Below are 12,929 nucleotides of genomic sequence, written 5' to 3' on the forward strand. Positions count from 1 at the left end.
GAACATTGTTTTTAGATTTAATAGATAAAAAAAGAAGGCCATCAAGACCTTCTTTATTTGTGCTGCAATTATGGCGCAGTCTGTTCAACATCTGGAGCAACTGGTGGTGCAGGAGTCGCTGCAGGTGCCTCCATAGCAGGCGCAGCTTCCATTGGGGCGCTGCTCACTGGACGTGGAGCTGACTGAGTTTCAGAGAGACGACTTTGTGTGTCTACAGCAGCGTTAGAAGCTGGCATTGGCGGTTGGAATGCGAGTTTACCGGCTTCATTTGGTTCACATGAACCATTGAAAACAACGCCTTTATACGCAAATGAAACTGGATCACCTTGTTTTTTGCCTTTACAAACCTGTTGGTACTTTTTGGCTTGTTGATCTTGGGTAGCTTTGGTATCTGCCGCATGTGCAGCTACGCTAAAACATAGGCTACAAATAAGAGATGAAAATAAAAGCTTTGTGTTCATATCATTTTCCTAAAGTATTTGTTATGCACTTTTTAGGATAAGAAATTCATCAAATAAAACAGTGGTGTTCGAGTTAATAGTTTAGGCAGCTCTGTTAAGTATAAGATGAAAATGCAACAGAACGTTTCTTTTTGTATGTTTTGTCGACATATCTTAGGCTTGGAATCCAGAAGAATATTGATGATTTTTGCCAATTTGATGCAAAACTCCTGTATAATACTCTGTCATTTTTTGAATACATATTTACCACTATGCACTATCCTAAAGTTTACGACGTTATCGTAATTGGTGGCGGTCACGCTGGTACGGAAGCGGCGCTCGCTGCGGCACGTATGGGAAGACAAACATTATTGTTGACGCATAATATTGAAACTTTGGGGCAGATGAGCTGTAACCCGGCAATTGGTGGTATTGGTAAATCACATCTCGTCCGTGAGATTGATGCACTCGGTGGTGCAATGGCACTTGCGGCGGATAAAGGTGGTATTCAATTCCGTATTCTCAATTCGCGTAAAGGCGCTGCCGTTCGTGCGACACGTGCACAGGCAGATCGCGTACGTTATAAAGCTGCAATTCGCGATACTTTAGAAAATCAGGCCAATCTGGACATCTTCCAGCAAGCAGCAGATGACTTAATTGTTGAAGGGGATGCGGTTAAAGGTGTTGTTACCCAGATGGGTATCCGTTTTGATGCCAAAACTGTGGTATTAACAACAGGTACTTTCCTTGGTGGTGTGATCCACGTTGGTTTACAAAACTCAAGTGGCGGTCGTGCAGGGGATCCACCATCCATTGCACTAGCTCATCGTTTACGTGAACTTAAACTTCCTGTTGGGCGTTTAAAAACAGGTACACCACCACGTATTGATGCACGCTCAGTTGATTTCTCTGTGATGACGCCACAACCGGGTGATTTCCCATCTCCTGTCATGTCATTTATGGGTGATGCGTCAATGCATCCTGAGCAAGTTAATTGCTATATCACGCATACCAGTGAAAAAACCCACGAAATTATTCGTGGCGGTTTAGACCGTTCACCAATGTATACGGGTGTGATTGAAGGTGTTGGCCCACGTTATTGCCCATCGATTGAAGATAAAATTCATCGTTTTGCTGATAAAGATTCACATCAGGTATTCCTTGAGCCAGAAGGCTTAGATACTCATGAGCTTTATCCAAATGGTATTTCGACTTCATTGCCGTTTGATGTACAGTTCAATTTAGTTCGTTCGATCCGTGGTATGGAAAATGCACATATCCTTCGTCCGGGTTATGCGATTGAATATGATTATTTCAATCCACAGGCTTTGAAGTTCACACTTGAAACCAAAGCGATTCAAAACCTGTATTTTGCTGGCCAAATTAACGGTACGACAGGCTATGAAGAAGCGGGTGCGCAAGGTTTATTGGCGGGCTTAAATGCTGCACGCCGTGCTTGGGAACAAGAAGAGTGGACGCCAAAACGCGATCAGGCTTATATGGGCGTGTTGGTTGATGACCTGATTACATTAGGGACCAAAGAGCCGTACCGTATGTTTACTTCACGTGCGGAATATCGTTTGATGTTGCGTGAAGACAATGCGGATCAGCGTTTAACCACGATTGGCCGTGAGCTTGGTCTGGTTGATGATGAACGTTGGGCGGCTTATAGTGAAAAAATGGAAGCAGTTGAGCGCGAAACCTCTCGTTTACAACATTTATGGGCAGCACCAAATAACCCAATGGGTAAAAAATTCGTTGAAATGACGGGTGTTGATCTTAGTAAAGAATGTAGTGCGGTTGATTTGCTTAAACGTCCAAATATTAACTTCAGTCAAATTGCGGAATTAACAGGTTCAGAAGTTTCACAGCAAGTCGGCGAGCAAATTGAAATTGCGGTGAAATATGAAGGCTATATCAATCGTCAGCATGAAGATGTTGCGCAATTGAAGCGTCTTGAAGAAACCAAGATTCCAGCTGATTTTGAATATGATGGTATTTCAGGTTTATCGCGTGAAATTACTTTGAAGTTGAAAACAGTTCGTCCAGAAACCTTGGCACAAGCAAGCCGTATTCCTGGTGTTACACCAGCTGCTGTGCAGTTACTGATGATTACCATCCGTAAAAACAACATGGCGAAGAAGTCAGCTTAAGCTTTCATTCGACACATTCAAATAAACATTAAAAAACACCCTTTTCATAAGGGTGTTTTTTTCTCTGAATATTTTATTCCTATCATAAATATAGATTTGCTGAGGTGCGGTTAAATGAAAAACTGGATTATTTTGTTTATCGCGATTATTGCGGAAGTGATTGCGACTTCAGCATTGAAAAGTAGTGAAGGTTTTACCAAGCCGCTCGCTTCTATTGTGGTTGTACTTGGCTATGTGATTGCATTTTACTGTCTCTCTTTGACACTTAAAACGATTCCAGTCGGAATTGCGTATGCAATCTGGTCGGGTGTCGGGATTGTCTTGATCACAACAGTAGCATGGTTTGTGTTTGATCAAAAACTAGATGTTTGGGGAATTGTTGGAATTGCACTGATTATGAGTGGGGTACTGATCTTAAATCTGTTGTCGAAATCCAGTTCGCATTAATTCTCTAATTATAAAAAACCGAGCCGTCTGAGCTCGGTTTTAGAAATCCTTATCTATCTTTGTAAGACTATTTTAATGTCTTTTCATATACGTTGGGGCTAAATGTGATGTGGCCTGAGCTTTCCAATAATTTTAAATCTCATAATACAGACCGGTTGTAAGGGGCGTTACAATACGCACTTAATTACGTATTTTCTTGAGTAGATTGACTCAAGATCAGCGCTTTAATTTTTGTGGCTTTCTCAAAATGATCAAGTCGATTTTCCATAATCCACCATTGGGCAGCTTCCATAAGACGTTCAGGATCATCATTCTTATTAGCAAAGAACGCATAAAAAGAAAGCCCGACCTGACTACCTTTTTTAGCAATTTTTTCGTCGCACACTTGAATGATTTTGGCTCTAATTTCTTTTCTCATTTTTTGTAAATAGTCTGTTGATGGCTGAACTGAATTATTTTAGCACTTATGTCATGAGAATTTGCTGAAGGAGAGGCGGTTTACATTGATTTAATATGTGAAAATCCAGTGAAAAGATCATCAATTCATCAATCTTTGGATGCTTACAAAGCGTATTCTTTATTGATATGAGGGTAATAAGGAATGTCAAACAGTCTGAATGTTTAATAAACCGACCAAAAGATGGAAAATGGTAGAAAATATAGTGAAAATGAGAATGATTTTTATTAAAATTGTAGCGTTTGTTTATTTTTAAGTTTTTTTTAATTTTTTGTCTGAATTTTTTTGGAAATTTTATGAAGCCTTTAGACTTGGGTGTGAGCATTAAACCGATATTTAAGTTTAGCTTGTTAACCATGATGATGTTGCAAGCACATCATGCAATTGCAAATGAACAGAGCGCTCCAACGGCAGTCATGCCAACGATTAAAATTGAAGCGATGAGCGAGCTTGATCCGATCAAAAGTTATATTGATTATGAGCAGGCAAGTGTGACCCGTAATGGTCTTAAGAAAAAAGATATACCACAAACGATTGATACCATTGATGTGCAAAAATATAAAATCTATGGTGCAAATGATCTCAGTGTCATGTTGCAAGGCACACCAGGGGTTTCTACCAGTTATGACATGCGTGGGGATGGTATTAATTTAAGAGGATTCAATGCAGATACTGGTGATATTTACCGTGATGGTATCCGAGAAAGTGGCCAAGTTCGCCGTAGCACTGCAAATATTGAACGTATCGAGATTTTAAAAGGCCCTGCATCTGTACTTTATGGTCGTAGCTCAGGTGGCGGTGTGATCAATATGGTAAGTAAATTTGCCAATTTTGATTCTAAAAGTTCTGTTGGTGTTTATGGTGGATCATATGATAACTATGGAACCACAGTCGATTTCAACCAAGTATTGAATGACAACGTTGCGGTACGTTTGACAGGTGAATACGGAGAGTCGAATAGTTTCCGTTCAGGCATTGAAAATAAAATCGAAATGCTTTCCCCAAGTTTTACTTATAAAAATGATGACGGTTTAACTTGGACCATGCAATATACCTATGACAAGTTGCATCGAGTTCCTGATCGTGGACCGTCATATACATCGCTTCCAAAAGGTACCTCAATAAAAACTGGTTTTGCGCAAGAGGGGGATTTCGTCAATGACGTATTGCAGGTTGCGCGTTCTGACTTGAATTATGAATTTGCACCAAATTGGAATTTTCATTGGGCTTTAAGCTATCGTCAAGCTGAACAAAATTTTGATCATTTTTATGCGGGCGGACTTTGTACGACTGAGAGTACTACAATTTCAAATGCTGGATCATGCAAAGGGCATGTCGGTGACATCTCGCAAATTTATTATTGGCAGAAAACTGATAATAAAACCACCAGTAATACTTTTGATATCCGTGGTGAGTTTGATACAGGCAGTATTAAGCACAATTTATTGGTCGGTGCAGACTGGACCTATGAACAGCGTGAGCCACTTCTAGCGAATAAGAACGAAGATGGTACGGCAATATATGGATATGTAAATCCATTAACGGGTCAGCGTAGTAGTTCAAGAGGTTCTGGTCATCTAAAGCTAAATACACATAACTATAATCAAGGGGAAGGTTATGGCGTGTTTATTCAGGACTTAATCAGTTTCAATGATTATTTTAAGGTGATGCTGGGTGGCCGTTACGATTATTACCAATCGGAAACAACCAATCGTTTAAAGCCAAGTGACGCTCTGGATTATCACCGTAGTATTGATGGGGATAGTTTTAGTCCTAATATTGGTTTTATCTGGCAACCCGTTGAGAGTCAGAGTTTCTATGCTTCTTATAGCAAAAGCTTTGCACCATTTGGTGGGCGCGTGGGGGTAAGTGTCGTCTCTGCAAATACAGATGTTGATACATTCGATGCTAAACCACAATATAATGAACAATATGAAGTCGGTGTAAAAAGTGACTGGCTAAATGATCGTTTAAATACGCAGCTTTCTGTGTTTGATATTCGCAAGAATAATATTCGTTACCAGCCAAATCCAGATGAACCAGAAAATTGGGTAGTTGGTGCTCAGCACCAGTCGAAAGGCATCGAGTTTAGCTTTATTGGGCGCGCTTTAGACAATCTCTTTGTTCGTGGTGGTTATAGTTATATGGACACCGAAGTGACGAAAGATCCTAAGCCAGAAAATGTAGGTAAGCAGCTAAACAATACACCACGTCATACTGGTAATCTATTTGTTCGTTATTTACCAACCGATAAGATTTATGGTGAAGTTGGTGCAACCTATGTCGGTGATGCCAAGGTTTATCCGAATGGTAACCTTGATAGAGAACCGAATGATTTTGCAGGTTTTACTCGTCTTGATGCAGCAATTGGCTATAGTGCAGATCCATGGAATCTGACAATTGCAGTCAATAATCTCACCAATAAGGAATACTGGCGCTCAGAGTCAATGCCAGGCACTCCACGCAACTTCTTGGTGCGTTTAAATTACCAGTTCTAAATAATTTAGTTCATTATTCTTTTAAGCATCTCTGTATCAGCAGGGATGCTTTTTTATTGGGGAGCACTAAAACAATCTAAAAAATAAAGATGTAATTTATATCTATCTTATTGAATTATATAAAATGCCATTGCTTAAAATACGGTAATATTCTAATATTTAATTGTATGAAAAATAAGCAATAAAATCTTAAGAATAACTGTATAATTGTGATGTAGTTCTCATTTTTGGTTTTATTATGCTTATTTTTACTCTGTTTAATACTTTTTTGCTAGTATTAAAGAAAACATTAAAATAGAGATAATAATAATGAAGATTACACTGACTTTACTTGTGAGCTTTGCCATCATCGTTTTAGGTTATGTGGCCTATACCGACGCGCAGATGAAAAAGCGACAAGAGCTCATGAAAATTGTCCAAGATGCAGAACATAGCCTTGATAATATTCAGCAAGACCCTCGTAGCCATTTATCCTCATATAAACGCGGTAATTAGAAGTCTACCGCTTCACACAGGGTAGATGACTCAATTGTTTACTTGAGATTGTCGATTAAGTGGTCTTTTTTTACTTTGCGATGCGCAAGTTTTAAATAGAATCTGTTAAAATATTTACCACTAAATAAAAAGCTGCATCAAGATATGCGGCTTTTTACGTTTTGATAGCGAAATTAAATTTATACATGTTGTCTATGTAACAAGTACCAAGCTGGCATATAGATTGCTTTCTAGCTTCGAGTACTCTTTTGTGCAAATTCAAAAAAGATTGTCGCACAAGAGTATAGATTTCACGTCCTACGATCTTAGATTTTAACAGGTGCTATGTTATGACAACGCCTAATGCTTCAGCTGGTTTGTTAGAACGCTTATTTAAATTAAGCGATAACAAAACTAACTTTAGAACAGAAGTTTTGGCAGGTGTAACCACATTCTTAACCATGTGTTACATCATTATTGTAAATCCGCTCATTCTTTCTGAAACAGGAATGGATCACGGAGCGGTGTTTGTTGCGACCTGTCTGGCTGCTGCAATCGGCTGTTTAGTCATGGGGATTATTGCGAATTATCCAATCGCATTAGCACCTGGTATGGGCTTAAATGCTTATTTTACCTATTCTGTCTGCTTAGGCATGGGTGTGCCTTGGCAAACTGCCTTGGCTGCTGTTTTTGTTTCAGGGATTATTTTCCTTGCCATCAGCTTCTTCAAAATCCGTGAAGCAATTGTCAATGCGATTCCAATGTCACTTAAATTTGCCATTGGTGGTGGTATTGGTTTGTTCCTAGCTTTGGTTGCTTTAAAGAACTCAGGCATTATTGTTGCAAATCAGGCAACTTTAGTTGGGCTGGGAGATATTAAACAGCCGACGGTATTGCTTGCATTATTTGGCTTCCTGTTGATCGTATTGTTACATCAATTCAAAGTGCGTGGCGCAATCATTATCAGTATCTTGGCTGTGACTGCTATTGCAACATTGCTGGGCTTAAATGAATTTAAGGGTGTGGTAGGTGAGATTCCTTCGATTGCACCGACATTTATGCAAATGGACTTTGAAGGTCTGTTTACAGCCAGTATGGTGGGCGTGATTTTTGTTTTCTTTATTGTCGATTTATTTGACAGTACAGGGACATTGGTTGGTGTTTCGCACCGTGCAGGCCTCTTGCAAGATGGTAAATTGCCGCGTTTGAAAAAAGCATTATTTGCTGACTCAACTGCGATCGTTGCTGGTGCTGCTTTAGGTACATCATCAACTACTCCTTATATTGAGTCTGCATCAGGTGTGGCAGCGGGTGGTCGTACAGGCTTGACCGCTGTTGTTGTGGCACTCTTATTTGTGGGCTGTTTATTCTTGGCACCATTGGCTCAATCTGTACCAGGTTTTGCAACTGCGCCTGCATTATTGTTCATTGGTGTGTTGATGATCCAAGGGATCACCAATATCGACTGGGATGATATTACTGAAGCCGTTCCTGCATTTTTAACGATTGTATTTATGCCATTTGCGTATTCAATTGCTGATGGTATTGCAATGGGCTTTATTAGCTATGCGCTGGTTAAATTATTCACAGGTAAAGCGAAAACTGTACCGTATATGGTCTGGATCATTGCTGCGCTTTGGGTGTTTAAGTTCGCGGCATTTGGCGGTTAATCCAAGATTTATTATTTTTAAATAATTCTTTGTTTGAATGGTTGTTCAGGCAAAGAACCCGAAAAGGGTGTCCATTTGGTAACACCCTTTTTTCTTTAGACGTGGAGTTAATATGAATCAAATCGAGCTGATTCGTGCTTTACCCAAAGCCGAATTGCATGTGCATATTGAAGGGACTTTTGAACCGGAATTGATGTTTGCTATTGCACAGCGTAATCAGATTCAGATTCCTTATCAATCTGTTGAAGAAGTGAAGCAGGCGTACAACTTTCATAATCTTCAATCTTTTCTCGATATTTATTATGCAGGCGCGAATGTGCTTGTGCATGAGCAGGATTTTTATGACCTTGCTTGGGCTTATTTTGAAAAATGTGCTGAAGATCATGTTGTTCACACCGAAATGTTCTTTGATCCACAAACGCATACAGAGCGTGGGGTGGCGTTTGCAACGGTATTGGCTGGTCTTAAACGTGCCTGTAAAGATGCACAAGATAAGTTGGGCATTAGTTCTCAATTGATCATGTGCTTCCTGCGCCATTTGAGCGAAGAAAAAGCGTTTGAAACGCTTGAGCAAGCATTGCCTTTCAAAGATGACATTATTGCGATTGGTCTAGACTCAAGTGAAGTAGGGCATCCTCCTTCGAAATTTGAGCGTGTATTTGTCAAAGCCCGTGACGCAGGTTTCTTAATCGTTGCGCATGCAGGTGAAGAAGGTCCACCAGAATACATCTGGGAAGCGCTGGATTTGCTTAAAGTCAATCGTATTGACCATGGTGTGCGTTCGGAAGAAGATGAGCGTCTGATGGCGCGTCTGATTGCAGAAAAGATGCCTTTGACGGTTTGTCCTTTGAGTAATTTAAAGCTTTGTGTCGTAAAAGACATGGGTGAGCATAATATTCGCCGTTTGTTGCAGAAAGGCGTTCATGTGACGGTGAACTCGGATGATCCTTCATACTTCGGTGGCTATATGAATGATAACTTTGTTGCCATTCAGCAGGCGCTGGATCTGAGCAATGAAGAATTAAAGCAACTTGCGATTAACTCTTTTGAGGCTTCATTTATTTCTGATGAAGAAAAGCAAAAGTGGATTGCTGAAGTGAATAAGCTTTAAAAAATAAAAAAACCGCGTAAAGCGGTTTTTTTATATCTGAATATTTTACTTTTTTGGCTGGCGTAACATGCTGAGTAAGACATTATCTTTATCAACAACATGATGTTTAATCGCAGCCAAGATATGTCCCGCAACCAGTAAACCTGCAAACCAAGAAAGATAAATGTGCAATGGTTTAACAATCGCCAGTAGGTCAGGATTATCTTGAACTAAACGTGGAATTTCGAATAAATATAAAACGGGTGCAGGATGCCCAGCACTCCAGCTAAATAAACAGCCTGTTATAGGTAAAGCTAATAACATTAGATACAGGAAAAAATGTCCGACATGAGCCAGTGTTTTCATCATCGGTGACATGGTATCTGGCAGTTGCGGAACAGGGTGGGTGTAGCGCCAAAAAATTCGGATTATCACTAAGAAAATAATGGTCGTGGCAATATTCTTATGAAGTGTGATGACATTACCTTTAAAGCTACCATCAACGTCATAGCTAAGAAAGTTACCACTGTAAAAGCCAATCAACCAGGCAGTGATAAAAATTGCAGCCATGAGCCAATGAATAACTTGTGCCGTACGCGTGTAATATTGTGCTGAGGTTGGCATTGCAACATCCTGGCATTGTTATAGATGGGATTTTTTTAATTTTAATTAGGCTTGGTTCTTTCTCATACAATGGAAATGTAACGGAGCGTTTTATGCTTAGAACGGTCATCAAGATATTGTTAAGTTATAATTGTTATATTATGTAAAGATTGCATTGAGTCATATCATAAAACTTGCTGTTTAGGCACAATACGCCTGCCAAAAATTTAGATACAGGTAAGAAATCATGAAAAAGTTGGTACTTATTGTTGCCCCTGTTGTTTTAGCCCTAACAGGATGTGTAACACCAGATGGCAGCAACTCGGCTGGCGCGACTTCTCAGCAATTGGGTATGGCGGCATTAAAAGTTGCGGTAAATGCAAAATGTATTAATGAGATTAATACTTTACCAGCATGGAAAACAGCAACACGTGTAATGACTGCTGAACAACGTGAAAATATCCAGACTGAAGTCTGTGGTTGTGTTAGCGAAAAAGCGCCAAACAGCGTAACAGCAGTTGAATTAGCAACAGCTGCAATTGATCCTACTGCTCGTGCAACAATTGTGACTCAAGTGGTTTCACAAACTGTAAATGCATGTGTGGCAGAAACGTTTAAAAAAGCAGGTTAATAAGATCAGGCTGAGTCATCAGCCTATTTTGAGAGAAGTAGTATGACAATTGCGGGTGTAGATGAAGCGGGACGTGGGCCACTTGTGGGTTCTGTCGTTGCCGCTGCCGTCATTTTAGATCCAGATAATCCGATTGAAGGTTTAAATGATTCTAAAAAGCTAACAGAAAAGAAGCGCGAAAAATTATTCTTGGAGATTCAGGAAAAGGCTTTGGCATGGTCAATTGCTGAAGCAACCCATGCTGAAATTGATGAGTTTAATATTTTACAGGCAACTTTTCTGGCAATGCGTCGTGCGGTCGAAAACTTGCATACTCAGCCTTTAAAGGTGATTGTGGACGGTAATCAGATTCCAAAAGGAATTACGATTGCATGTGAAGCAATTGTCGGGGGAGATGCGAGTCATGCTGAGATCAGTGCAGCAAGTATTCTGGCAAAGGTCACACGTGATCGCCAGATGCAGGTGCTTGATCAGCAATATCCTGAATACGGCTTTGCCAAACATAAAGGATATCCAACCAAGGCTCATTTTGAAGCGATCGCGGCCCATGGTGTGATTGATGAACACCGCCGCAGTTATGGACCGGTTAAAAAAGCACTAGGTCTATAAACAATTAAAGCGACTATAAATAGTCGCTTTAATTGTTCAGAAAAGAATTCTGCACATTAACGGTTGAAGTTATTATGACGAGGGAACTCGTTATTATCTTCTTCATAAGAATGTTGATAATCTTGATCAAGATGTTGCAGATGCTCATGCATGGCACGTTCATGTTGGATACGTTGGTAAATTTCCTCACGATGCACAGAAACTTCTTTTGGAGCATTTACACCAATACGCACCTGATTGCCTTTTACGCCAAGCACAGTAACACTGACTTGATCCCCAATCATTAATGTTTCTCCGACACGACGGGTCAGAATCAGCATGTTTATCTCCTTGCTAAACGCTTAAACTTGCGACAGGGAATTCATTGTTCGAAAGCACAGCCTAATATACAGAAAATTCTAACAGAAATATGTAAAAAACATTCTTTTTCGTAAGTTCTGTGAGAATCTTCTTAAAAACCTCAAGGCTAATATAACAGAGCCACTATAAAAAAAACTATAGTGGCTCTGTTTTTTTTCTTATTTACTCACAAGTAAATATGTTTAAGCAGCTATTAATTAAGCACGAGCACTGCTTTCACCGTGTTCACGGTCTAGGCCAAAAGCTGTATGTAAACAACGAACTGCCAACTCAAGGTAGTTTTCTTCAATGATGACAGAAACCTTAATTTCTGATGTAGAAATCATGAGAATATTAATGCTTTCTTCAGCCAATGCAGTGAACATTTTACTCGCTACGCCAGCATGAGAGCGCATACCAACACCCACGATTGATACTTTTACGATGTCATCACGCGTTACAACTTCACAACCTTCAATGCTGTTTGCCGTTTGGTCTAAAATCGCTTTCGCTTTTGCCAAGTCATTGCGGTTTACAGTGAAAGTGAAATCAGTTGTACCATCTTCTTCAACATTCTGGATAATCATATCCACTTCAATGTTGGCATTACTGATTGGCGACAAGATTTTAGATGCAATACCTGGCTCATCAGGAACGCCCAAAATTGTTAATTTTGCTTCGTCACGGTTAAATGCAATACCTGCAATGATTGGTTGTTCCATATCGTCTTCTGCCTCAGTCGTAATTAGTGTGCCTACGTTTTGTTTGAAATCTTCATCAAATGCGCCATCATTTTCATTATCAAAGCTTGATAATACGCGTAATGGAACTTGATATTTGCCTGCGAATTCAACAGAGCGAATTTGTAAAACTTTTGAACCTAAAGATGCCATTTCAAGCATTTCTTCAAAAGAGATACGGTCGACTTTTTTCGCTTTAGGCGCTACACGTGGGTCAGTGGTATAAACACCATCCACATCGGTATAGATTTGGCATTCATCTGCTTTTAGTGCGGCTGCAAGCGCAACACCAGAAGTATCAGAACCACCGCGACCTAGCGTTGTGATATTGCCATTGGCATCATAACCCTGGAAGCCAGCAACAACGATTACACGACCTGCATCTAAATCAGCCGTCATCACATCAGTATCAATTGACTCAATACGTGCTTTGGTAAACGCGCTGTCTGTTTTAATACCAACCTGACGACCTGTATATGATTTAGCTTCTACACCAATTGAATTAAGTGCCATAGCTAACATGGAAATCGTTACTTGTTCACCCGTTGACACCATTTGATCTAATTCACGTGGGTCAGGGGTGCTGGTAATGGCTTTGGCAAGCGCAAGTAAGCGGTTGGTTTCACCACTCATTGCAGATACAACCACGACCACCTTGTGACCATGATCATGCCAGCGCTTGACACGACGAGCAACATTTAAAATGCGCTCAGGAGTACCCATAGAGGTACCGCCATATTTTTGAACGATTAATGCCATAGTTGTTCCATATAAGCCA

General features: G+C 40.1%; 12 protein-coding genes and 1 pseudogene. 8 read left to right on the forward strand and 5 right to left on the reverse strand.

What is annotated here, in order from left to right:
• Window positions 1-68: 68 nt before the first annotated feature.
• On the reverse strand, window positions 69-461 hold the full coding sequence (locus tag EC846_RS10530; RefSeq protein WP_004771548.1) for a hypothetical protein: 393 nt from the start codon (window positions 459-461) through the stop codon (window positions 69-71).
• 251 nt (window positions 462-712) lie between these two features.
• On the opposite strand from EC846_RS10530, the gene mnmG reads away from it, so the two are divergent.
• Both mnmG and EC846_RS10540 read left to right on the forward strand, forming a co-directional pair.
• Window positions 713-2,593 (forward strand): tRNA uridine-5-carboxymethylaminomethyl(34) synthesis enzyme MnmG, encoded by a 1,881-nt coding sequence (gene mnmG / locus EC846_RS10535; protein ID WP_123775137.1) that lies wholly within the window; start codon window positions 713-715, stop codon window positions 2,591-2,593.
• Window positions 2,594-2,707: 114 nt separating this feature from the next.
• A complete protein-coding gene (locus EC846_RS10540; protein WP_047432466.1) occupies window positions 2,708-3,040 on the forward strand; it encodes a DMT family transporter in 333 nt (110 codons plus the stop codon).
• Between the two features lie 184 nt (window positions 3,041-3,224).
• On the opposite strand, the gene EC846_RS10545 is transcribed toward EC846_RS10540, so the two are convergent.
• A complete protein-coding gene (locus EC846_RS10545; RefSeq protein ID WP_123775138.1) occupies window positions 3,225-3,458 on the reverse strand; it encodes a DUF6500 family protein in 234 nt (77 codons plus the stop codon).
• A gap of 335 nt (window positions 3,459-3,793) precedes the next feature.
• Here EC846_RS10545 and EC846_RS10550 point away from each other — a divergent pair, with 335 nt between their 5' ends.
• The 4 genes from EC846_RS10550 (at window position 3,794) to EC846_RS10565 (ending at window position 9,250) form a co-directional block, all read left to right on the forward strand.
• The gene (locus EC846_RS10550; RefSeq protein ID WP_123775139.1) at window positions 3,794-5,995 is read left to right on the forward strand and encodes a TonB-dependent receptor; all 2,202 of its coding nucleotides are present in this window, start codon (window positions 3,794-3,796) and stop codon (window positions 5,993-5,995) included.
• Window positions 5,996-6,304: 309 nt separating this feature from the next.
• The gene (locus tag EC846_RS10555) at window positions 6,305-6,490 is read left to right on the forward strand and encodes a hypothetical protein (protein ID WP_123775140.1); all 186 of its coding nucleotides are present in this window, start codon (window positions 6,305-6,307) and stop codon (window positions 6,488-6,490) included.
• A gap of 329 nt (window positions 6,491-6,819) precedes the next feature.
• Entirely contained in the window at window positions 6,820-8,139 is a 1,320-nt protein-coding gene (locus EC846_RS10560) for an NCS2 family permease (RefSeq protein WP_123775141.1), read from the forward strand.
• 112 nt (window positions 8,140-8,251) lie between these two features.
• On the forward strand, window positions 8,252-9,250 hold the full coding sequence (locus tag EC846_RS10565; protein ID WP_123775142.1) for an adenosine deaminase: 999 nt from the start codon (window positions 8,252-8,254) through the stop codon (window positions 9,248-9,250).
• A 45-nt stretch (window positions 9,251-9,295) separates the two neighbouring features.
• Here the strand turns inward: EC846_RS10565 and EC846_RS10570 are convergent, their stop codons facing one another.
• Entirely contained in the window at window positions 9,296-9,853 is a 558-nt protein-coding gene (locus EC846_RS10570) for a cytochrome b (protein WP_004771560.1), read from the reverse strand.
• Window positions 9,854-10,079: 226 nt separating this feature from the next.
• Here EC846_RS10570 and EC846_RS10575 point away from each other — a divergent pair, with 226 nt between their 5' ends.
• Together EC846_RS10575 and rnhB are read left to right on the forward strand one after the other, a co-directional pair.
• Window positions 10,080-10,463, forward strand: coding sequence for a hypothetical protein (locus EC846_RS10575; RefSeq protein ID WP_004771561.1), 384 nt, complete (start codon window positions 10,080-10,082; stop codon window positions 10,461-10,463).
• Window positions 10,464-10,499: 36 nt separating this feature from the next.
• A pseudogene (gene rnhB, locus EC846_RS10580) lies at window positions 10,500-11,072 on the forward strand (ribonuclease HII); the annotation flags it as partial.
• 56 nt (window positions 11,073-11,128) lie between these two features.
• Here rnhB and csrA read toward each other — a convergent pair.
• Together csrA and EC846_RS10590 are read right to left on the reverse strand one after the other, a co-directional pair.
• Entirely contained in the window at window positions 11,129-11,392 is a 264-nt protein-coding gene (gene csrA, locus EC846_RS10585) for a carbon storage regulator CsrA (protein ID WP_004771563.1), read from the reverse strand.
• A 237-nt stretch (window positions 11,393-11,629) separates the two neighbouring features.
• Entirely contained in the window at window positions 11,630-12,910 is a 1,281-nt protein-coding gene (locus tag EC846_RS10590; RefSeq protein WP_004771564.1) for an aspartate kinase, read from the reverse strand.
• Between the last annotated feature and the right edge of the window lie 19 nt (window positions 12,911-12,929).

Origin of the sequence: Acinetobacter sp. BIGb0102, from assembly GCF_003815055.1 — a bacterium.
In the GTDB taxonomy this organism is placed as follows: domain Bacteria; phylum Pseudomonadota; class Gammaproteobacteria; order Pseudomonadales; family Moraxellaceae; genus Acinetobacter; species Acinetobacter vivianii.

Excerpts from the sequence above, each read along its gene's own strand:
- EC846_RS10530 (WP_004771548.1), bottom strand. The coding sequence starts at position 461 with ATGAACACAAAGCTTTTATTTTCATCTCTTATTTGTAGCCTATGTTTT.
- mnmG (WP_123775137.1), top strand. The coding sequence starts at position 713 with ATGCACTATCCTAAAGTTTACGACGTTATCGTAATTGGTGGCGGTCAC.
- EC846_RS10540 (WP_047432466.1), top strand. The coding sequence starts at position 2,708 with ATGAAAAACTGGATTATTTTGTTTATCGCGATTATTGCGGAAGTGATT.
- EC846_RS10545 (WP_123775138.1), bottom strand. The coding sequence starts at position 3,458 with ATGAGAAAAGAAATTAGAGCCAAAATCATTCAAGTGTGCGACGAAAAA.
- EC846_RS10550 (WP_123775139.1), top strand. The coding sequence starts at position 3,794 with ATGAAGCCTTTAGACTTGGGTGTGAGCATTAAACCGATATTTAAGTTT.
- EC846_RS10555 (WP_123775140.1), top strand. The coding sequence starts at position 6,305 with ATGAAGATTACACTGACTTTACTTGTGAGCTTTGCCATCATCGTTTTA.
- EC846_RS10560 (WP_123775141.1), top strand. The coding sequence starts at position 6,820 with ATGACAACGCCTAATGCTTCAGCTGGTTTGTTAGAACGCTTATTTAAA.
- EC846_RS10565 (WP_123775142.1), top strand. The coding sequence starts at position 8,252 with ATGAATCAAATCGAGCTGATTCGTGCTTTACCCAAAGCCGAATTGCAT.
- EC846_RS10570 (WP_004771560.1), bottom strand. The coding sequence starts at position 9,853 with ATGCCAACCTCAGCACAATATTACACGCGTACGGCACAAGTTATTCAT.
- EC846_RS10575 (WP_004771561.1), top strand. The coding sequence starts at position 10,080 with ATGAAAAAGTTGGTACTTATTGTTGCCCCTGTTGTTTTAGCCCTAACA.
- csrA (WP_004771563.1), bottom strand. The coding sequence starts at position 11,392 with ATGCTGATTCTGACCCGTCGTGTCGGAGAAACATTAATGATTGGGGAT.
- EC846_RS10590 (WP_004771564.1), bottom strand. The coding sequence starts at position 12,910 with ATGGCATTAATCGTTCAAAAATATGGCGGTACCTCTATGGGTACTCCT.